Below are 19,841 nucleotides of genomic sequence, written 5' to 3'. Positions count from 1 at the left end.
TAGCGTTTTCTAAAAAGGATAGGCGATCGGCTTGTCGAGCGCGCTGATCCATTGGGTCTGCGTAAATTCGTGGACGTTCGCGGGTCCGCCGAATCGCCCACCGTTTCCGGACGACCCCATTCCCCCGAAGGGCACGTGGAATTCGTTGTTGACCGTCTGGTCGTTCAAATGCACCATGCCCGCCCGGATACGTGATGACAGCGCAAAACCGCGCGACAGTGACCGAGTGTGGAGGGCGGCCGCAAGACCGTAATCCGACGCATTGACGAGCGCCACGGCTTCGTCATCGTCGTCGAACACCGTGACAGGCGCGACAGGCCCGAAGATTTCCTCCGTGAACGCGGGCATGTCCGTCGTCACGCCGGTCAGCACCGTCGGTTGATAGAAAAGCTTTTCGAATCGTCCGCCCGTAAGGAGTGTCGCGCCGGACGCGAGGGTCTTCCTGACGATGTTGTCGATCCGGTCGCGTTGTTTCTGATTGATCAGCGGCCCGAGGTGCACTTGCGCCTTGTACGGGTCACCCACCGCCAGCTTGCGCGCTCGTTCGGCGAGTTTCGATGCGTACTGCTCGGCCAGCGAGCGATGCACGAGATGCCGACCCGTCTGCATGCAGATCTGCCCCTGGTGCAGAAACGCGCCCCATGCGCCGCTCGAACTCGCTGCGTCGACATCGGCGTCATCCAGCACGACGATCGCGTTGTTGCCCCCGAGCTCCAGCGAAACCTTCTTCAGCATCTGTCCGCAGATCTGGCCGATCGCTCGGCCGACCGCCGTTGAACCCGTAAACGAGATCATCCCGACCTTCGGATGGCGCACGAGCGCATCGCCGGTCGCCGGACCGCCCGGGACAACGTGGAGGACGCCGGCCGGCAAGCCGGCATCTTCCAGCACCTGAGCCAGCAGCAAGCCGCCCGCCACTGCGCTTTGCAGATCCGGTTTCAGAACGACCGTGTTGCCGACGGCGAGGGCCGGCGCAACCGACCGCATCGCGAGAAGGAGAGGGAAATTCCACGGGGCGATCACGCCGACGACGCCAATCGGGATCTGTCGGCAGAAATTCATTCGACCGGGGAGCGCCGACGGAAACAGCGCACCTTCCGGCTGCATCGGCATCGCGGCCGCCATGTGCAGTTGCTCATACGTCGCGTGCAGTTCCCACTCCGCCTTGGCGCGAGTGGAGCCGCATTCACGCACGTTCCAGTCGTTGATTTCGGACGCGCGTTCCTTCAGCAATCTCGCTGCTTCCCGCAAGATCGCCGCGCGCTGATCGAACGGCGTCGCCGCCCACGACGGCTGAGCCGCACTGGCCGAATGCGCGGCCCGATCGATGTCCTCGGGAAGCCCCATGCCGATCGCCGCGAGCGTATCGCCCGTCGATGGTTCGATGACGGGGGCCGTACCGCCGGCAGCGGGTACCCATCCGTTCGAGAAGATGAGTCCTTCCCACTTGCACGTTTGCTTGTTGTCGGTCATTCGTTGTCTCCAAAAATGTTTTTGCGCATCACGTTGCACCTGCTGATCTGCGAGATGGATCAGCTTCATTCGCCCGCGTTGGTCCACGCGGGCGACGATCAGACCAGGAAACGGTCGACCTCTTTTTCGCGCCAGATGATTCCCGCGCCGGGCGCGTCTCCGAAATGCGCTCTGCCGTCTTTAAATTGCAGAACGGGCTCGACGATCGGGCCGGCGAGATCCATGCGTTCGAGCCAGTGGCACGTCGGGCTGACCGCCAGCAGATGCGCGCTGAATTCCTGAAAGATGTGGCTGGACATCGGCAGGCCATGTTGCTCGGCCAGAGCGCTTGCCCGCAGCCATCCGCTCACGCCGCCGATCTTCATCAAGTCGGGCATGCACAGATCGCACGCGCGTGCCGCGATCGCTTTGGTCATGTCCTCGGGACCGAACCAGTTTTCGCCTAGCTGAACGGGAATCTGCAATGCTTCGCGTATGGTCGAATGTCCCACGTAGTCGTGCTGCAGCGTCGGCTCCTCGATCCACGCGACGCCTTCCTGTTCGAGCGCCTTCCCGCGCCGCACCGCGTCGGGCACCGTCAGGCCCTGGTTGTAGTCGACCATGATCTGAACCGCGTCGCCGACCACCTCGCGTATGGACCGGACGACATTGAGGTCGTGCTCAAGCGTTGGATAGCCGATCTTTGTCTTGATCGCCTTGAAGCCGGACGCGGCTGCGTCGCCCGCCCGCTTCCGGGCGAGCTCGACGCCGTCCATGCTGTGGCTGTCGTACGCGGCAAGCGGCCGTGCCGTGCCGCCAAGCAGCTCGACGAGCGGCAGCCCGTGCAATTTGGCCTGGGCGTCCCATACAGCCATGTCGATGCCCGCGGTCGCCATGCGGATGACGCCGGTATGGCCGATCAGGCGGAATCGGGACTGCATCAGCTGATCGATCGCGTAGGGCGCGAGCGGCATGTCTTTGACGACCGCCGCGAGCTCCTCGACCATCTGCCGAACTGGCTTGAGCGCGAGCGGCGTGTAGGTGAATAGATAGGATGTGCCGGTGACGTTCGCATTCGTCTGCAAGTCGATCAGCACGAGCGGCGACGTCGCCACCGTGCCGACTGCGGTCTTGACCGGATATTGCAGTGGAACGTTGACAGCCCGCGCGCGCAGGCCGGTGATGCGGATGTCGGTCATGGTGCCTCGAAAAGTTGAGTGAGCGGCGACGGCGCAGGCGCGCCGCCATCTGCGTTCGGCCCGTGCGGCCAGAGGAAGTCCCGCGACAGTTGGCCGATGTCGGGGCAGCCGATCTGCGCGAGCGTGGTGTCGATCTCGCTCTTCAGCATCGACAGCACGGCTTCGACGCCGCGCTCGCCGTCGGCGGCGAGGCCATACAGCGTCGCGCGGCCGAGCAGCACCGCTTTCGCGCCCATCGCGATCGCCTTCACGACATCGGCGCCGCGGCGAATGCCGCTGTCGATCAGCACGGGCGCCGCGATCCGCGACGCCGTCGCACCGAGCGCTTCGAACGGCGCGACCGCGCTGTCGAGCTGGCGGCCGCCGTGGTTCGACAGGATGACGCCGTCCGCGCCCAGCGCGATGCAGCGCTCGGCGTCGTCGGCACGGCTGATGCCTTTGACGAGCAGCCGGTGCGGCCAAAGATCGCGCAGCCATTGCAATCCTTCCCACGAAAAGCTTGCGTCCATCTGCCGGCTCATCAGCGCGGCCTGAAGTTCGGTATCCGTAGCATCGGTGCTCGCGAAGTTCGCGAGTTGTGGCATCCCGTGCCGCACGAGGTCGAGCGACCAGCGAGGGTGCAGTATGCCGTCGAGCAGTGTGCGCGGGCTGTACTGCATCGGCATTCCGAAGCCGTTGCGCAGGTCGCGTTCACGTTTGCCGTTGACGCCGACGTCGGTGGTCAGAATCAGCGTTGTGTAGCCGGCGCTCAGCGCGCGCTTCACCAGCGATTCCGCGAGCCTGCGGTGGAGGACGTAGAGCTGGAACCAGATCTCGCCGGTCGCGGCCCTGCTGACGGCTTCGATCGACGAGGTCGATGCGGTCGACAGCGTGAACGGAATGCCGAACTTTCCGGCCGCGCGCGCGAGCGCCAGGTCGCCGTCCGGCCACAGGATGCCGTTGAGGCCGGTTGGCGCGATGACGAGTGGCGCCGACAGCGGTTTGCCGAACAGCGACGTCCGGATATCGCGCCGGCTGACGTCGACGAGACGGCGAGGCTGAAACTTCACATCGTCGAAAACGCGGCGGTTGTGGTGCAGACCGATTTCGTCCTCCGCGCCGCCATCCACATAGTCGAACACGATTCGCGGAAGACGCTTCCGGGCAAGTGCGCGGAATTCCGCGACATTGACGGGGTGGTTCATCTCTGTCTCCTTCCGCATGCGCTCAAGCGCGCGTCTCGACTTCGATGAGGAACGGCTTGTCGCTGCCAAGCGCCTGCTCGAGCGCCGCCTTCAACGACGCGCCGGAATTCGCATGCAGCGCATCGACGCCGTAGCCGCGCGCGAGCGCGCAAAAGTCGAGACCCGGCACGTCGAGGCCCGGGACGTCTTCGACCTGCAGAACGCCAGCGAACCAGCGCAATGCGCCGTATGTGCCGTTCTTCACGATGATGAAGATCGCGGGAATTTCGTACTGCGCGGCGCTCCAGAGCGCCTGGATGCCGTAATTCGCGGACCCGTCGCCGATCACGCCGATGACTCGCCGTTCCGGCTTCGCGAGCTGGATGCCGACGGCCGCGGGCAGCGCGAATCCGAGTCCGCCCGCGGCGGCGAAGTAATAGCTACCCGGCTCGGTCATGCGCAGCCGCTGCCACAGGAGGTTCGTGGTCGACGTCGATTCGTTCACGTAGATCGCGTCGCGCGGCGCGACGGCGTCGAGAATATCGAACACGCGCTCGGGCGCGAGCGGGCCGGGCAATTCGGGCGCGTGGTCGGGACGCGATAGCGTGTTGGGCATCGACCGCGGACTGGGCGACACGATTTCGCTCAATACGCGCAACGTGGCAGCGATATCAGCAATGATGGCGTCGCCCATCGGCGCGCGTGTCGCTTCGTTGATGTCGCACGTGATTGAGATCAGCCGGGCGCCCTTGGGCAGATAGTCGCCAGGCTCGTACTGGTGATAGCGGAACACCGGTGCACCGACAACCAGAATCAGGTCATGGCCGTCGAGCAGCCTGCTGATACCTGCGATGCTTGCGGGGAGCAGCCCGCGAAAGCAGGGATGGGTGGTCGGGAACGCGCAGCGTGGCGCCGAAGGTGCCATCCACACCGGCATCGCGAGCTTCTCGGCGAGCTCGACGGCAAAGCGGTTTGCATTGACGGCATCGACGTCGGGCCCGACGACCAGCACCGGCTCCTTTGCCTGCTCGAGCGCGTTCGCGAGCGACGCCAGCATATGCGCGGAGGGCTGCCCCGCGAACTCGACGCGGCGGCGCGCGAGATGCTCGACGCCCGGTCCGGCTTCCTGCTGCCAGTCGTCGTAAGGTATGGACAGATAGACGGGCCCCGCCGCGGGCGTCGCCGCCGTGTGGATCGCACGGCTCAGTGCGAGCGGAACCTCCTGCGCGCTGGCGGGCTCGCTGCTCCACTTGACGAGCGGGCGCGGGAGATTGGTCGCGTCGGTATTGGTCAGCAACGCTTCGACGCCGATCATCGAACGCACCTGCTGCCCGGCCGTGACGACGAGCGGCGAATGCGAGTTCCACGCGTTCGCGAGTGCGCCCATCGCGTTGCCGGTGCCGGCGGCGGAGTGCAGATTCACGAGTGTGGGCCGGCCGGTCGCCTGCGCGAAACCGTCGGCCATGCCGACGACAGCGCCCTCGTGAAGGCCGAGGATGTACCGGAAATCGGCCGGAAAGTTCTTCAGGAACGGCAGTTCGTTCGAACCTGGATTGCCGAAGAGGGTGGTCAGGCCTTGCTCGCGAAGAATGTCGTGGCATGCCTGGTGAACGGTCGTCATTGCAAATCTCCTAGTCAACGCGCTCATCCTAGGAGTCGGTGAAAAATAAATCCAATCATCATTTTTGTGTTGTAAAAATAGATGTTGTCTATATTTTGATGCCGACATGACGACCGACCTGAACCTGATCCGAACCTTCGTGGCCATCTACGAAACGCGCAGCGTGAGCGCCGCGGCGAAGCGGCTGAACATTACGCAGCCGTCCGTGAGTTACTCGCTGAGCCGGCTGCGCGACCTGCTGCAGGATCCGCTGTTTACTCGCACGCGTGGCGGCATGGTGCCGACATTCAACGCGACGCAATTGTTCGATGCGTTCAAGCGCGCGCTCGACGACATAGGTGCGGCCATCGTGGCGACGCGGCAGTTCGACCCGCGGCAATCGAGCCGCAGTTTTCGTCTCGCGTTATCCGACCTGGGCGAGCTGCAGTTCTTGCCTCCGCTCGTTCGCGAATTGCAGGCGAGTGCGCCGTCGGTCGGATTGGAGATCGTGCAACTCGACAGCGAGCGCATCGCCGGATGGCTGCAAACCGGCAGCGTCGATGCGGCAGTCGGAAACCTGCGGTCCGTCGGGGGCCAGACGCGCAAGAGGACGCTGTTCACCGAAAGCTATTCTTGCCTGCTCGGCGCGTCGCACCCGTCGATCCGCGACGCGCTGCTGCTCGACGACTACGTGTCGGCCAATCACGTGGTCGTGGCGCCGTTTACCGGTCACCACCTCGTCGAGGACGTGCTGTCGGAGATGGGGCTGACGCGGCGGATTACGCTGCGTGTGCCGCACTTCACGAGCCTGGTTGCGGTGATCGAGTCGACCGATCTGCTGCTGACGCTGCCGACCCGCATCGCGCGCGCGTTCGCAAGCGACGGCAGGATGCGCGTCTTGCCACTACCGTTTCCGACGCCGACCTTCGAGGTCAATCTGTACTGGTATCCGCACACGGAAGACTCGGCCGCCCAGCAATGGTTTTGCGACACGGTCGCGCGTACATTGAGCCGTGTCTGAGCGGGCTCGGCATACCCGCCCCGCGCCCGTGGCATCATGAGCCGGACGATGGATCTGGAGTCACTTCGGCATGGCCATCACCGGTCGTTCGGGCGAAACTTCTGACCGACTCTTTCTGGCCTGACTTGCGACATTCGGCGAGGGCGGCGGAGCTAGTCCCTTTGCAACATCGATCCCAGAAGTCTCGCCAGAGCGGGTTCGGACAGCATCTTCTCGCCTGCGTCCGGCAGCGACGAAATCACCTTGGCGGATTGTTCGATATGCGAGCGGGCAGCCTCGCGCGCAGCAGCGGTGTCATGGCTCGCAATGGCGTCGACCAGATGTTGACGATGTTTGGCCATGCGTTTTGTGATCTTTCGCCAGTTCTCGAATGAGCCGCCAGTGAGTTCTCTTGCGAAGCCGATCTGAACACTGGCGAGAAATCTGCAAAGCGCGGCAAGCAGTACATTGCCCGACGCTTTGGCGAGCATATCGATAAACAGTCGCAGACCATCCGCCACCGCTTCGGAATCTGTTCCTTCGTTGATCTGACGTAGTGCCTCGCGCATCGCCTGAAGGTCCTCCTCGGTGGCTCGCCTGGCGGCGAGTTCCGCGGCATAGCCGTTGAGCGCACCCATCACGCCCAACACTTCCGCAATGCCGACGCGTTCGAGTTGCATCATCGAAAGAAGCGATACGCCGATGAGCTGGTCGGCGTCAGCCGTCACATACGCGCCGCTGCCATGCCGTACTTCGACCAGCTGCGCCGTCGTCAAGCCGCGAATGGCTTCCCGGATCGTCGGGCCGCTCACGCCATAACCTTCCGCGAGCTGCTTCTCGGTTGGCAGCTTCGTGCCGCGGGTGAGTTCGCCGTCGAGAATCCGGCTTCGCAAGTCTTCGAGAATCTGTTCGGCGGCATTGCCGCGGGCAAGTCGACGTGTTGGCTGCCAGGAGGGTTCAGTTGGTGTTTGCATGGGTGCATTCCTTTTTTGCTGGACCTGCGTCTGGCATTACTATACTCTACAAGTCACCTTGTGACTTTGTTAATGTTGGTGCGGACGAAGAATGAGCGACCCTGTCATCCAGAACGAACTGCAATCCATCGAGCGGCTTTTCAGCGATTTCGCCTGGTTTGCCGACCGGTGCGACGCCGAAGCGCTGGCGAACCTGTTTATGCCGGGCGGCGTGTTGTCCGTGGGCGGCCGCGAGTCGGCGGGCAGCGACAACATTGCTGCCGACTGCCGCAAACGCTTTGCCGCGTCCGATCGCAAAACCCGCCACATGTGGTCGAATCTGCGTGTGGAGATGCCGACCGCCGACATTGCGAGAACCACGGCTATCCAGTTGACATTCGAAACCTCCGGCGATGATACGCCGGCCCGCTTGCGCGTGAATGATGTCATCGACGAACTGCGCAAGGGCGCGTCCGGCGAATGGCGGTTTGTCAGCCGCCACATTCGTTGTGAAATGGCGCTGGAACTGCAGCACCAATAGCCGGCCGACAAGAGAAGCAGTCTGGCCGGCCGGACCGCTTTATCCGACATCCGCCTTCAACCCCGCACGGGCAATACCCGCCGCTGCGCAGACTTCATCTTTCTCCGGGTGATCGCCGCTGACTCCCACCGCGCCGATCACATGGCCGTCAGAATCGCGAACCAGCACACCCCCGGCAACTGGGACGATCCGGCCCGCGGAGATGTCCGTCAGCGCGGTGAAGAAGGCTGGCGCTGCGCAAGCGCGCGACCGCCCGCGCCCATGCCGAGTACACCTCAGGCCTTTGCCTGCGCAATCTGCGGCCGCAGGATACCGCTGTCGTCCTTCCGCTTGAATGCGACGAGATGGCCGCCGGCGTCGAGCACCGCGACCGCAAGGGGCTTACAGCCAAGCGACCGTGCCGTCTTGAGTGCGGCGTCCACAATTCCGGACGCTTGAGCGAATGATAAGGTTTGCATAGGCGTGTCTCGTACCGAAGAGTCATGAAGCAGGCGCACGTATCGTTATGCGCCTGAATGCAATTACTCAAGCTGGTCTTCCGGCCTCATTTCCTCCTCGGCGAACTGATCCGACTCAACAACCGGCTGTTCGATGGGTGGCAATCCGACCAGAAACAGTTCCATTGTCGACGACGCCTCGATTCCGAGTTTCTCCCCCGGATATACCTGCAACGCGGTCAAGGGAGTCAAAGGATTACCGTCTACGGTCCCTTCACCAGATAGGATAACAAACAAACGCTGTGAAGACTCGTCCACCGAAGACCAACTGGCCTCACCGCGCAGGCGTACCATCTCAATCCACACACCGCGTTCCGAAAAGCTCCCCATGAATTTGTGATCGACACCAGGCGATCCTTTCAACATCAGCCAGTTGAACTGCTTGGGATCCGCCACAATCACCTTCTTGTAGCGCGGATGAGGATACTTCAGCCTGACTCCGAAAACTTGCTTCCATACGGCATTGAGCCCCCACTCGCGTTTGCCGTCCGGGCGGACGTAAAAGGGGCCGTCAAATCGCCCGCTCTTCTCGAGTTCCTTCCATGCTTGACGCCGCTGCTCGATACTCATGAACCCGTACGTCGACGATCCGCCGAACTGCAACGTGAGCAAGAGACGACCCGCCGGGGTCTGCTCTGTAATCGGGTCCTCCTGCGGCCCATACGCCAGGCCTTCCGGAAAGTAGCCGATCTGCCCTTCCTCCAGAGTCAGGCCCGGCTGGACGTGATACGGTCCCTTCAATGGAAGACGAATCTGTTCGAAATTGTGGCGATGTCGAGGCATACGAAAGTCGGCATCCTGCCTCGCGAGGATATACATGAAATTTTCGGGTGAGGTCGGGTCATCCCCCTTTAGCATGTGCTGAAAGGCAATGGCGCCGGTCGGATGGTCTTTCTTCCAGTTGCTAGGGTCGAATGGAACGATCTTCATCTTGAGCTCCTCTCAGGGTGTATGTCGTCTCGCGTTTAGATTGCCTGTCCCAGATCAGACGCGAGCGAACAGCCAAAATGGCGTACTGCGAGCATCGCGGGCGCGCTGCCGCGTGAAATAAATTCGGCGATAGTGAACAAGGGGCCGGCACTGCTGCCCACCACCAGATCCGCTGCGAACTGGCCGTGAGCTTAAAAGATTGATCTAGTCGGCAAGAGCTTCAGCCAACATCTGCCCTCAGGCATGCCCCTTCGATGCCGTATACCGCGCAGGCTTCGTCCTTTTCGGGGTGATCGCCGCTCACTCCAACTGCACCTACTACGCGGCCTTCGCTATCGCGAATCAGCACGCCCCCCGCGACGGGCGCGATACGTCCTTGCGAGATGTCCGTCAGCGCGGTGAAGAAGGCTGGCGCTGCACTCGCACGCTGCTCAAGCGCGCGTCCGCCCGCGCCCATGCCGAGTACACCCCAGGCCTTTGCCTGCGCAATCTGCGGGCGCAGGATACCGCTGTCGTCCTCCCGCTTGAACGCGACGAGATGGCCACCGGCGTCGAGCACCGCGACAGTCATGGGTGCGCAAGCTGTCTGGCGTGCTTTTTCAAGTGCCGAGTCAACGATTGCTGCGGCTTGTTCGAGAGAAAGTGAGTGCATGTTGCGTTTTCCTTGAGTCAAATGATCGATCAATGAGGGCTAGTCGTACAGGTAGGCGAATCGGGACTTTCGGACGATGGACCTTGGGCGCGACCCACCGCGCGACCGCCTTCGTTGTGATCGGCTTTCCTGCGGACGAACCGTCCCAGTATCAGCACGGCAACCGCGGCGCCGGCAGACGTCGTGCCCGCCACCAGAAACAGCGTTTCCGCCGTGACGCCCGCGCCGAGCAAAACGCCGCCTAGCACGGGTCCGACGATTGCCCCAATGCGGCCGATACCCATCGCCCAGCCGATACCTGTTGCCCGCAGAAACGTGTCGTAGTACACCGCGCAAAGTGCGACGGTACACATCTGCGCACCGATGCTGAACGCACCAGCGACGAAGGTCGTGACGTAGAGCAGCGTCGGCGACCGGCCGACGAAGCCAATGGCCACGATGGCCAATGAGCCTGCGAGATAGGCCGCGCCAATTACGCCGGGGGCGCCGAAGCGATCGGAAAGACGGCCTAGCACGACACAGCCCGCGACAGCGCCGAGATTCAGCATGGATACCGCGAGCACGGCCTGGTCGATATTGAGGCCATTGCCGCGAGCCACGACGGGAATCCAGTTGATGAGGAAATACGTCAAGAGCAGACTGAGAAAGAATGCGGTCCAAAGAAGCAGCGTGGTCGGCCCACGCCCATTCCTGAACAGGCTCGACACCGGCGAGTGCGATTCCTTGGCGAAAAGGGTCAATTTTCCGTTCCATTGCGCCTGCGCGTTCAGACGGTGCAAAACGCGCGCGATCGCTTCGCGGTCGCCGCACAGCGCAAGATATCTCACCGACTCAGGCACGACAGCGAGGAAGACCGGGAGTATGAACAGAGGCAGTGCGCCCCCGACGGAAAACACCATCTTCCAGCCAAACGCTTGGATAATCGCAGCCGATGCTACGCCTCCGACCACGGCGCCAAGCGGAAAGCCGCAGAACATCATGCCGACAAGCGTGCTCCTGAGCCGCGCGGGAGCATACTCCGACGTGAGCGAGATGAAAGCCGGTAACGCGCCTCCGAGTCCGATTCCGGTTACGAACCTTAGCGCGGTCAGTTCCCCAATCGTTTGCGCAAAGGGCGTCGACAGTGATGCGGCCGCAAAGGTCAGCACGGCGCTCGACATGGTTGCCTTCCTGCCCAATCGATCGCCCGCGGCACCCAGCGCGAGCGCTCCTACAAGGCCGCCCAGAAGGCCAGCCCCGAACACGCGTCCGAACGCTGCCGGCGCCACGTGCCACGCGCCGATGATTTGCGGTGCGACGAACGCAATGGCTTGGGTATCGAAACCGTCCACCATCGCCACCAGTCCGCACAGTAGAAAAATGATGATCTGCAGACCCGTCACCCGCCCTTCGTCGATGATGGATTCGAGATCCAGTTTGCCTGTCGGTTGCATGTATTGCTCCATAAACGGACGACATCCGGTCGCGGACATCAGAAGCGGAAGTTCAGATTGGCGAATACTTTGTATCCATTCGGAATCGTGGCGCGATTCGGCCCAGGATTGCCGCCCGACGCGCTCGCGCTCACGTCTTTGGTCGCCCAGAGATTCAGCACGACCGGCCCGAAGTCGTAGCCGACCAGGCCGCCCACCGCGAAAAGGTTGTAGCTGCTTACGTTGATCGCGTTGTGATAGAACGCGCTCGACGTATCGTTGGTCACCTGGCCGACATACGACGCGACCGGACCGACCCGCCATTTCCCGAAGGCTTTCGTGGCGACGAAATCCGCGTGAAGAATATCGCCGGTGCGGTATTCGGTTTTTGTATTCGGCGTGTTCATTTCAAGCGAGAAATTGGCCGTCAGATTCCACCCGTCTTTCAGATATGAGAATGCGAGCAGCGGCTGTACGATCCACCAGGGCGCACCCGGATCACCGAGCCCGTTGGGCCCGGAGATGGTGCCGTCCGGAACGGTGACGCCAATACCGGTCTTCACGAAGAGCCCGGTATTGCCCAGTGCCCAGCTCAATTGCATAGGCGCGATGAAAGTGTTGCGCACGCCACCGCTTTGCACGTTCAATGGAGCGCCGGCGTCGGCCATTGTGAACGGCTGCACAATCAGGGCTTCGTAGCGGGCGCCGAAAAAGGTCCAGCCAGGCGTCCAGAGGACGCCCGTGACCACTGACGCCACGCGGATCGGCGTCGCACTGCTGGGATCGCCAGGACCGTAACGGTGTGCCTGGGCTGTATAGACCTCGTTGAAGCTGTAGAAGCCGGGCGCGGGCGTGGCGGCGGTCATGCCCAAAACCACTCCGGGTGGCATCGACCAGCCAGGGTAGCCGGCTTCGTAGGCGTGCGCTGACTTGCCGCCCATCATGGCGGCCCCTGCGAGCGCAACGCTCCAGGCATATTTACGTGATTGCATGAATGTCTCCTCCGTATCGGCCTGCTTCTTATCGAGCGGCTTCTTGTCTCGTGCCGACTTGCCGTGCGGCGGGCGCGGTGTCGGTATCGCTGGCGCGACCCGGCGCCGGCATCGGGGCCGACGCGGGCCTCGTGCGCCTGAATGGCTGTGTTAGCGGATCTGCTCGCGCTGCGTGGCGTCGATCATGCAACCGCACAACAGACACGGTTCGTTCGAACGATTGCTCCACGCGTGATTGGTGCCGCGGATCACGACGGTGTCGCCTGGCTGCATCAGTACTTCGTCGACGTCCGTCACCAGATAGATCTCACCCTTGATGCAGGTGATGCAGTCGAGGGTGTCGGTGCGGTGCATGCTCGGGTGGCAAGCCAGGTCTTCCGCGCTCGGCTGATGCTTCTGCTGCACTTCGAGGTTCAGCTTCCTGAGTTGTTCGACGTGATGTCCCTTATCCGCGGTATCGGGCGGAATCTCGAGCGCGCGAAACAGCAGGCCGCCAGGGAAAGGCTCACGCGTTGTCACCTCGTTTGCGCGGTCCCATTCAATGCTGTTGTCCACCGGGACCTCGCGCGCGCTCCACAGCGTTGCACGATAGAAAATCCCCGGGTTGTGCTGGACATTGGTGGCTTCGTCCAGCAGTACGGCTGATTTGCCGTCCACATTCGGACCTACGACATAACGCTTCCAGTTCCATTTGGTCATTCAGGTTCTCCTTGATCGGGTCTGTGCCGGGATGCAACCGGCGGTGCTGGTATCAGTCGGGAAAGGCGCTGACCGGCGCAGGCGGGCGTTTGAAAGCCGACCCTTCAATGCCGGCATTGAGCGAGGCGACGGTCTGCTCGCAGAAGCGCCGGAACCCAAGCGTGTCGAGGCCGAGGCAGAAAATTCGCACCCCGTCGTCGAGCGACTTGCGGCAGGCGGCGGGCGAAGGATCGAGAACCGGTCCGCCGATCACCGCGACTCCGTGCTTTTGCGCCGACCGCAGCACTGTCCGGTAGGCCTCCTGAACGCGCGGGCTTTTCATCATCAACGTGCCTTCGTTCATCGCGTAGGCAAGATCGCCCGCGCCGAAGGCGATGATCTTCACTGCGTCGAGCGCGCAGATTTCGTCGATGTTCGCCACCGCCTCGGGATGCTCGATCATTGGAATAAGCGCGACTTCCGCATTGTTCCAGGCGGTGTACTCGTCGAAGTTCCTGAACGCGTAACGGGCCGCGCGGGTTGCCGGGCAAATGCCGCGCTCGCCGATCGGAGGGAAAAAGGCAAACGTCGCGGCTTCCTTGACGTCTTTCGCCGAGCGAACCATCGGCAAAAAGATGCCCATGGCGCCTGCCTCGAGGGCACGACGAATGCCGGTTTCGTCGCAGCGGTCCGGCACGCGCACGAAGGGCGCGAGGCCCGCGCGCTCGGCAATGCGCACGCTGTTTTCCAGCGCGCGCACGTCATTGCCCGAGTGCTCGCCGTCGATCATGACGAAGTCGAAGCCGGTCAGGCCCATCACTTCGATAAGCGCCGGATCGCCCGTAAAACACTGCATGCCGAGCGGGATCTCATTGCGCTCCAGCATTTCCAACAGACGGTTTCGCATGAACATCAGATATCTCCTGCGTAATTTGAAGGTGCGAATGGTCCGGCGGCGTTTTGCCTAAATACCAAGTCACCAGGTGACTATATCACCCAAGAACGGGAATTAAACGACGGATGGGGTAAACGATGAATTGCGGAGGACGATGCGATTGCGGGTGTCATCCGACCAGCGACGTGCGAGAAGCCAACACGGTCGTGCGATTTCTTTGCAGAAAAACCGACCTCACCCAGCGCTAGGATCTGCTCGATTAACGCACTGGCTTTGCTCGGGCGGGCTTGCGGTGAGAGCGCCGTGGGGCGAGCGCATTGTTTTTTGCGTCGGGAGGGGGCTTCGCTGGAGGGGTAGGTGAAATGTCGCTTCTAGCGCCATGCGTCGTCGGACGAAAAATTTGCTGAACAACAAAATTAGTTCTCGACGTTCGGAATAAGTCGGCGCCCGATGGGTTCACTCCATTGAAGCATGTGCCAACACGAAGGAGGAGGGACACCCTTATGCCAGTCTCGATCCGTCTGTCTGTCCCAGCGGTACTGAGGGCAGCCGTCGCACTTGCCATGTCTGGAGTTGGAATACTCCCGTCGTTCGCCGCTGGACTGCAGGCCGCAAGCTCAGACGAGGCGCCGTTTCTTCAAGAGAATGACGCCGCGATGACGAAGATGATGGACGACATGTCGATCAGGCCGACGGGCGATGTTGACCGGGATTTCGTCGCGATGATGGTCCCTCACCACCAGGGCGCCATTGATATGGCACAGGCCGAATTGCGCTATGGACGCAACGAGCAATTGCGTCGCATCGCGCAGGAAATCGTCGTCGAGCAACAGTAGGAGATTGTTGCGATGCACCTCGCGCTTGGTCAGCCCCTGCCGCCGTCGACACCCGCACCAGACCAGCAAGAGCCTGCTTCCTCATCCGCGGGGGACGCACACTCGATGTCCCATCACGGCATGCAGATGAATATACAGACCCACACGCAAAAGGAGCCGCAATCAAACACACGTCCCTTCTTACTTCGGCGCTGACCATGGCAGCACTGATCGCAGCCCAGTTCGCATGGGCTGGACAGGCCCCTGGTTCGTCGTCCGACCCGGATATTCCGGTCAGCCACCATGACCGCGTCTATGCCGCCGAGCAATTCTCGAACACCGTCTCCGCTATCGATCCGGCGGACAACAGGGTGGTCGGGGTGATTCGTCTGGGAGACCCGTCGCCAGGCAACTTCAGCCCGTTGTACAAAGGCCAGTTGCTCGTACACGGCATGGGGTATTCGCCCGATCACCGCACAATTGCTGTGGTGTCCATCGGCTCGAACTCGGTCTCCTTCATCGATACGCAGACGAATGCAGTCAAGCACGTCACATACGTTGGCCGCTCGCCTCACGAAGCCTTCTTTACGCCTGACGGCAAGGAGGTTTGGGTGACTGTGCGCGGCGAAAACTATGTGGCCGTGCTTGACGGTACAACGTATGAAGAAAAAACCCGGATCACCGTGCCGGCCGGCCCGGGCATGCAGATCTTCTCGCCAGACGGGAAGTATGGCTACGTGTGTTCATCGTTCAACCCCGAAACGGAGGTCATCTCGGTTGCTGACCACAAGATTGTCGGCACGGTGACGCAGGCAAGCCCCTTCTGCCCGGACATCACTGCGACCCCGGACGGCAAGCAGATATGGTTTACGCTCAAGGATGTGGGCAAGACCCAGGTGTTCGACGCGCGACCGCCATTCGGGCTGATCAGGACGCTCGACACGGGTCCGATTACGAACCATGTGAACATCGTGCATAACGCTAACGGTACGTTCGCCTATGTGACCGTCGGAGGCCTGAACCAGGTCAAGGTGTTCCGAACCGACGACTTCTCGCAGGTTTCGACGATTTCCGTCGGCAACCTGCCGCATGGGCTATGGCCGTCCGGTGACGGCAGCCGTATCTACGTCGGCCTTGAAAACGCCGACGCGATGACCGCCATCGATACGCTGACGAACAGGGTAATCGCGACCGTGCCCATCGGCCAGGCGCCGCAGGCTGTCACCTATGTACCGAATGCGGTCCCGGAAGGAGACGGCACGCAAAATACGCAGCCGCTCGCTCTCGCCGGGCAGAGTACGCACCTGGTCCTGGTTCCCGTGGGATTGGGCAAGTCCGTGGACGTCGCCAGCGCACCCACGAGTGTCGCATTGTTCGACCAGGGTCTCGTGCAGGTCCTTCAGGCGGCCGTCACTGGCCTGCAGCCAAAGCAACCGTATGTACTGGGCCTCGCAGACAATTCTGACGGCACCGGCAACATAGAAGCGCTGGCGAACTTCATGACCAATCCAGCCGGCTCCGCGATCGTGAATGCGCTCGGCCAGATCCGCCAGTTGGTCACGCCCGGCGTGGGCACTGCTGGCGACAGGCACCGCTACCTCGTGATTGCGCCGCAAGTTTCAGGCAAGCCGGGAGCCCCGGTACAGGTGCAGGCGCTGCTCGCGCCGTAGGTCAATCTCGATGCGTGCGTCACCGGCCCAAGGAAGAATCCAATCTTCGGGGACAGTCCAGGTCCAACATGGACACGTATCAGACACAACCAGAAAATGCGTTGGCGTGATCCGGCACATAGCCGAGCGCGGCGCTGATCGTTTCAGCTTCCTTGCGCAAGGCTGTCGCAATCGGACCGTCAATCGAGGAGTCGAACCCACCCGTCGCCCCCAGCGCAGTGAGCGACGCGCAAAGGTGCCGATTGGCATCGAAAAGCGGCGCGGCGACTGCGCTTATTCCCTTCAGATTCGTATCTTTGACCGTGGCGCAGCCCATTGCGCGAACCTCGCGTTGCAGCTGTCCTATCGGATCGGTTGGATCGAGTTGCGCGCGCAAGTCGGCGGGGGCGCGCGCGAGTTCTTCCTTCGCCAGTTTTCGAACTCGCGACTCATCGAGTAAGGCGAGAAAGAGTCGCCCTGTAGCGGACCAGAGTAACGACATGACCGAGCCCGCACGCACATTCACCGTGACAGGTAACCCCGGCTCCTCAAAGCGGATGATCGTCGGTCCGTGATTGCCCATTACGGCAATGAAGCACGTCACTTCCAGGCTCTCGCGTAAGCGCACCAACGACGGTTCGGACAAGCGAATGGGGTCCGCCACGCGCATTGCTGCAAGACCGATGGAAATGCACTGGGGTCCCAGGCAGTACTGCTGCGTCGCCCCGTCCTGAGTAACGAAAGACTCTTCCATCAGGCTCGCCAGGTAGCGATGGACTTTCGCCGGATTCTCGTGCAGATGGGCGGCCAGGGCGGTCAGCGTCGCACGTCCCCCAAGGGCGGCCAGTTCTTTGAGTACGAGCATCCCGATGGACGCAGACTGCACGCGTTGCCGGCGGTCCCGCGCAGCGCGGTCACCCGCCTGCTTTTGAGAATTATTTTCCATTTCGTCATCTTAGCCGATCGGGAGCGGCAGCCGATATGGCAAGGTTTACCCGGATCACTCGATTACGCATTGCGTATTATAGTTACGCAAATGACATCACATCTGGAGAAGAACATGGCCGCAGTCGCACCTGATCTCGGTGTATCGAAGTGTCCTTTCCATGGCGCGGCGTCTGACGCCGCGCTTTCCCCCGGCGGTTGCCCGGTGAGCGCACGCGCCGCTGCGTTCGATCCGTTTGAGGACGGCTATCAGCAGGACCCGCCCGAATACGTGCGCTGGGCCCGTGAGCAGGAGCCGGTTTTTTACAGCCCAAAGCTCGGCTATTGGGTCGTCACGCGTTACGACGACATCAAGGCGATCTTTCGCGACAACATCACCTTCAGCCCGTCGATCGCGCTCGAGAAAATCACGCCGACCGGCCCCGAGGCGAACGCGGTGCTGGAGTCGTATGGCTACGCGATGAACCGCACGCTTGTGAACGAAGACGAGCCAGCGCACATGCCGCGCCGTCGTGCGTTGATGGATCCGTTCACACCCGAGGCGCTTAAGCACCATGAACCGATGGTGCGCGAGCTCGCGCGCGAGTACGTAGATCGGTTCATCAACCACGGCCGCGCCGACCTTGTTGATCAGATGCTGTGGGAAGTGCCGCTCACGGTTGCGCTGCATTTTCTTGGCGTGCCGGAAGAGGACATGGACACGTTGCGCGAATATTCGATCGCACATACGGTGAACACGTGGGGTCGCCCGAGGCCGGAGGAGCAGGTCGAGGTCGCGCACGCGGTCGGCAAGTTCTGGCAGTTCGCGGGCAAGGTGCTAGACAAGATGCGCGAAGACCCGTCCGGCCCGGGCTGGATGCAGTACGGCATCCGCAAGCAGAAGGAACTGCCCGACGTGGTGACGGATTCCTATCTGCACTCGATGATGATGGCGGGCATCGTCGCCGCGCATGAGACGACGGCCAACGCGACCGCCAATGCGATGAAACTGCTCTTGCAGCACCCGCAGGCATGGCACGACATCTGCGAGGACCCGAGCCTTATTCCCAACGCCGTCGAGGAATGTCTGCGTCACAACGGATCGGTCGCCGCGTGGCGTCGGCTTGCGACGAAAGACGTCACCATCGGCGGGATCGACATCCCGGCGGGTTCGAAGCTGCTCATCGTGACGTCGTCGGCCAATCATGATGAGCACCAGTTCGCGGATGCCGACCTCTTCGATATCCGCCGCGAGAACGCCAGCGGTCAGCTCACCTTCGGTTATGGCTCGCATCAGTGTATGGGCAAGAACCTTGCGCGCATGGAGATGCAGGTCTTTCTCGACGAGTTCACACGCCGGCTGCCACACATGCGGCTTGCCGAACAGCGCTTCACGTACGTGCCGAACACGTCGTTTCGCGGGCCGGAGCATCTCTATGTGGAATGGGATCCTGTACAGAATCCCGAGCAGCACGATCCATCCGTGCTGAAGCCGTGCGCAACGGTGCGGATCGGTGAGCCATCGTCGCATGCGGTGAGCCGCGCGGTGATCGTCGAGAGCGTGTCGGCGTGCGCGGATCGTATCGTGCGTGTAAGGCTCGTCTCCCCAGATGGCAAGCCATTGCCGCGCTGGGCGCCGGGTTCACATATCGATGTTATCTGCGGCGACCCTGGACTCTCACGCCAGTATTCGCTTTGTGGCGATCCGCGGGATCGCGGTGCCTTCGAGATCGCGGTGCTGCGAGAGCCGGAGAGCCGCGGCGGATCGGCCTGGATCCATGCCAACGTCAAGGCAGGCGATGTACTGAAGATTCGCGGCCCGCGCAATCACTTCCATTTCGCTGCCGATGCGCGCAGGGCGATCTTTATCGCGGGTGGCATTGGCATCACACCGATCAGCGCGATGGCGCGAGAAGCAAAGGCTCGGGGTATCGACTACACGATTCATTACAGCGGGCGGCGCCGCGCGTCGATGGCGCTGCTCGACGAGCTGGCCGCGTTGCACGGCGAACGCTTCCATGTGCACGTATTGGAAGAAGGCTCACTCAACGATTTCACGTCACTCTTCGCGCAACCGGACGAGCACACGCACATTTATGCATGCGGCCCGGCGGGGATGCTCGAAGCGGTGGAGGCGAGCTGCGCGCATTGGCCGGAAGACGCGCTGCGCGTAGAGCGTTTCGTATCGACGAAGACCACCCTCGACCCGTCGAAGGAACATGCGTTCGAGATCGAACTGAAAGACTCCGGCCTTGTGATTCCGGTCGCCGCGGATCAGACGGTGCTCGCGGCGCTGCAGCAGGCAAACATCGACGTACAGAGTGACTGCCGAGAAGGCCTGTGCGGATCGTGCGAAGTACGGGTGCTGGCAGGCAAAGTGGATCATCGCGACATGGTGCTCACGCGCGCCGAGCGCGAAGCGCACAACCGCATGATGATCTGCTGCTCGCGCTCGTGCGGCGGTGAGCGGCTCGTGCTCGAACTGTAAA

The 19,841-nt window shown here is 62.1% G+C and carries 18 protein-coding genes and 1 pseudogene; 5 read left to right on the top strand and 14 right to left on the bottom strand.

Annotated features, from left to right (window positions below; genetic code table 11):
- Window positions 1-9: 9 nt before the first annotated feature.
- From P3T21_RS27565 to mdlC, 4 genes are all read right to left on the bottom strand, one after another.
- Entirely contained in the window at window positions 10-1,473 is a 1,464-nt protein-coding gene (locus tag P3T21_RS27565; protein ID WP_429259122.1) for a benzaldehyde dehydrogenase, read from the bottom strand.
- 98 nt (window positions 1,474-1,571) lie between these two features.
- Window positions 1,572-2,651 (bottom strand): enolase C-terminal domain-like protein, encoded by a 1,080-nt coding sequence (locus tag P3T21_RS27560; protein ID WP_429259121.1) that lies wholly within the window; start codon window positions 2,649-2,651, stop codon window positions 1,572-1,574.
- On the bottom strand, window positions 2,648-3,835 hold the full coding sequence (locus P3T21_RS27555; RefSeq protein ID WP_429259120.1) for an alpha-hydroxy-acid oxidizing protein: 1,188 nt from the start codon (window positions 3,833-3,835) through the stop codon (window positions 2,648-2,650). Before P3T21_RS27555 ends, P3T21_RS27560 begins: the two co-directional genes overlap by 4 nt.
- A gap of 22 nt (window positions 3,836-3,857) precedes the next feature.
- Window positions 3,858-5,435: a benzoylformate decarboxylase gene (mdlC, locus tag P3T21_RS27550; protein WP_429259119.1), complete on the bottom strand. Its 1,578-nt coding sequence runs from the start codon at window positions 5,433-5,435 to the stop codon at window positions 3,858-3,860.
- Between the two features lie 106 nt (window positions 5,436-5,541).
- Here mdlC and P3T21_RS27545 point away from each other — a divergent pair, with 106 nt between their 5' ends.
- The gene (locus P3T21_RS27545) at window positions 5,542-6,435 is read left to right on the top strand and encodes a LysR family transcriptional regulator (RefSeq protein WP_429259118.1); all 894 of its coding nucleotides are present in this window, start codon (window positions 5,542-5,544) and stop codon (window positions 6,433-6,435) included.
- A gap of 152 nt (window positions 6,436-6,587) precedes the next feature.
- Here the strand turns inward: P3T21_RS27545 and P3T21_RS27540 are convergent, their stop codons facing one another.
- On the bottom strand, window positions 6,588-7,388 hold the full coding sequence (locus tag P3T21_RS27540; RefSeq protein ID WP_429259117.1) for a FadR/GntR family transcriptional regulator: 801 nt from the start codon (window positions 7,386-7,388) through the stop codon (window positions 6,588-6,590).
- 91 nt (window positions 7,389-7,479) lie between these two features.
- Here P3T21_RS27540 and P3T21_RS27535 point away from each other — a divergent pair, with 91 nt between their 5' ends.
- Window positions 7,480-7,908, top strand: a complete 429-nt coding sequence (locus tag P3T21_RS27535; RefSeq protein WP_429259116.1) for a nuclear transport factor 2 family protein — start codon at window positions 7,480-7,482, stop codon at window positions 7,906-7,908.
- 39 nt (window positions 7,909-7,947) lie between these two features.
- Here P3T21_RS27535 and P3T21_RS27530 read toward each other — a convergent pair whose 3' ends face one another.
- From P3T21_RS27530 to P3T21_RS27495, 8 genes are all read right to left on the bottom strand, one after another.
- Window positions 7,948-8,112, bottom strand: coding sequence for a heme-binding protein (locus P3T21_RS27530; RefSeq protein WP_429259193.1), 165 nt, complete (start codon window positions 8,110-8,112; stop codon window positions 7,948-7,950).
- 71 nt (window positions 8,113-8,183) lie between these two features.
- Window positions 8,184-8,366 carry a GlcG/HbpS family heme-binding protein gene (locus tag P3T21_RS27525; protein ID WP_429259115.1) on the bottom strand — a complete coding sequence of 61 codons (183 nt, stop codon included), beginning with the start codon at window positions 8,364-8,366 and terminating at the stop codon, window positions 8,184-8,186.
- A gap of 63 nt (window positions 8,367-8,429) precedes the next feature.
- Entirely contained in the window at window positions 8,430-9,335 is a 906-nt protein-coding gene (locus P3T21_RS27520) for a hypothetical protein (protein WP_429259114.1), read from the bottom strand.
- A 220-nt stretch (window positions 9,336-9,555) separates the two neighbouring features.
- Window positions 9,556-9,987 carry a GlcG/HbpS family heme-binding protein gene (locus tag P3T21_RS27515; protein WP_429259113.1) on the bottom strand — a complete coding sequence of 144 codons (432 nt, stop codon included), beginning with the start codon at window positions 9,985-9,987 and terminating at the stop codon, window positions 9,556-9,558.
- Window positions 9,988-10,016: 29 nt separating this feature from the next.
- Complete coding sequence (locus P3T21_RS27510; RefSeq protein ID WP_429259112.1) at window positions 10,017-11,420, bottom strand: MFS transporter; 1,404 nt, start codon at window positions 11,418-11,420, stop codon at window positions 10,017-10,019.
- A 38-nt stretch (window positions 11,421-11,458) separates the two neighbouring features.
- The gene (locus tag P3T21_RS27505) at window positions 11,459-12,391 is read right to left on the bottom strand and encodes a SphA family protein (protein WP_429259111.1); all 933 of its coding nucleotides are present in this window, start codon (window positions 12,389-12,391) and stop codon (window positions 11,459-11,461) included.
- Between the two features lie 150 nt (window positions 12,392-12,541).
- Window positions 12,542-13,090: a cupin domain-containing protein gene (locus tag P3T21_RS27500; protein ID WP_429259110.1), complete on the bottom strand. Its 549-nt coding sequence runs from the start codon at window positions 13,088-13,090 to the stop codon at window positions 12,542-12,544.
- 52 nt (window positions 13,091-13,142) lie between these two features.
- Entirely contained in the window at window positions 13,143-13,925 is a 783-nt protein-coding gene (locus P3T21_RS27495) for an HpcH/HpaI aldolase family protein (RefSeq protein WP_429259192.1), read from the bottom strand.
- Window positions 13,926-14,467: 542 nt separating this feature from the next.
- Between P3T21_RS27495 and P3T21_RS27490 the strand changes: the two are divergent.
- Both P3T21_RS27490 and P3T21_RS27485 read left to right on the top strand, forming a co-directional pair.
- Window positions 14,468-14,995 (top strand): annotated as a pseudogene (locus tag P3T21_RS27490) (DUF305 domain-containing protein).
- Between the two features lie 2 nt (window positions 14,996-14,997).
- Window positions 14,998-16,449, top strand: a complete 1,452-nt coding sequence (locus tag P3T21_RS27485; protein WP_429259109.1) for a YncE family protein — start codon at window positions 14,998-15,000, stop codon at window positions 16,447-16,449.
- Between the two features lie 79 nt (window positions 16,450-16,528).
- On the opposite strand, the gene P3T21_RS27480 is transcribed toward P3T21_RS27485, so the two are convergent.
- Window positions 16,529-17,374 (bottom strand): IclR family transcriptional regulator, encoded by an 846-nt coding sequence (locus P3T21_RS27480; RefSeq protein WP_429259108.1) that lies wholly within the window; start codon window positions 17,372-17,374, stop codon window positions 16,529-16,531.
- Between the two features lie 90 nt (window positions 17,375-17,464).
- Here P3T21_RS27480 and P3T21_RS27475 point away from each other — a divergent pair, with 90 nt between their 5' ends.
- The gene (locus P3T21_RS27475) at window positions 17,465-19,840 is read left to right on the top strand and encodes a cytochrome P450/oxidoreductase (protein WP_429259107.1); all 2,376 of its coding nucleotides are present in this window, start codon (window positions 17,465-17,467) and stop codon (window positions 19,838-19,840) included.
- Window position 19,841 lies beyond the last annotated feature (1 nt).

The sequence above is a fragment of the Paraburkholderia sp. GAS334 genome, assembly GCF_050436625.1.
Taxonomy (GTDB): Bacteria; Pseudomonadota; Gammaproteobacteria; order Burkholderiales; family Burkholderiaceae; genus Paraburkholderia.
Note: the sequence above shows the minus strand (reverse complement) of the source record. Positions and strands in the feature narration are given on the sequence as shown.

Coding starts and splice junctions, on each gene's coding strand:
- P3T21_RS27565 (WP_429259122.1), bottom strand. CDS start 1,473: ATGACCGACAACAAGCAAACGTGCAAGTGGGAAGGACTCATCTTCTCG.
- P3T21_RS27560 (WP_429259121.1), bottom strand. CDS start 2,651: ATGACCGACATCCGCATCACCGGCCTGCGCGCGCGGGCTGTCAACGTT.
- P3T21_RS27555 (WP_429259120.1), bottom strand. CDS start 3,835: ATGAACCACCCCGTCAATGTCGCGGAATTCCGCGCACTTGCCCGGAAG.
- mdlC (WP_429259119.1), bottom strand. CDS start 5,435: ATGACGACCGTTCACCAGGCATGCCACGACATTCTTCGCGAGCAAGGC.
- P3T21_RS27545 (WP_429259118.1), top strand. CDS start 5,542: ATGACGACCGACCTGAACCTGATCCGAACCTTCGTGGCCATCTACGAA.
- P3T21_RS27540 (WP_429259117.1), bottom strand. CDS start 7,388: ATGCAAACACCAACTGAACCCTCCTGGCAGCCAACACGTCGACTTGCC.
- P3T21_RS27535 (WP_429259116.1), top strand. CDS start 7,480: ATGAGCGACCCTGTCATCCAGAACGAACTGCAATCCATCGAGCGGCTT.
- P3T21_RS27525 (WP_429259115.1), bottom strand. CDS start 8,366: ATGCAAACCTTATCATTCGCTCAAGCGTCCGGAATTGTGGACGCCGCA.
- P3T21_RS27520 (WP_429259114.1), bottom strand. CDS start 9,335: ATGAAGATCGTTCCATTCGACCCTAGCAACTGGAAGAAAGACCATCCG.
- P3T21_RS27515 (WP_429259113.1), bottom strand. CDS start 9,987: ATGCACTCACTTTCTCTCGAACAAGCCGCAGCAATCGTTGACTCGGCA.
- P3T21_RS27510 (WP_429259112.1), bottom strand. CDS start 11,420: ATGCAACCGACAGGCAAACTGGATCTCGAATCCATCATCGACGAAGGG.
- P3T21_RS27505 (WP_429259111.1), bottom strand. CDS start 12,391: ATGCAATCACGTAAATATGCCTGGAGCGTTGCGCTCGCAGGGGCCGCC.
- P3T21_RS27500 (WP_429259110.1), bottom strand. CDS start 13,090: ATGACCAAATGGAACTGGAAGCGTTATGTCGTAGGTCCGAATGTGGAC.
- P3T21_RS27495 (WP_429259192.1), bottom strand. CDS start 13,925: ATGCAGTGTTTTACGGGCGATCCGGCGCTTATCGAAGTGATGGGCCTG.
- P3T21_RS27485 (WP_429259109.1), top strand. CDS start 14,998: ATGGCAGCACTGATCGCAGCCCAGTTCGCATGGGCTGGACAGGCCCCT.
- P3T21_RS27480 (WP_429259108.1), bottom strand. CDS start 17,374: ATGGAAAATAATTCTCAAAAGCAGGCGGGTGACCGCGCTGCGCGGGAC.
- P3T21_RS27475 (WP_429259107.1), top strand. CDS start 17,465: ATGACATCACATCTGGAGAAGAACATGGCCGCAGTCGCACCTGATCTC.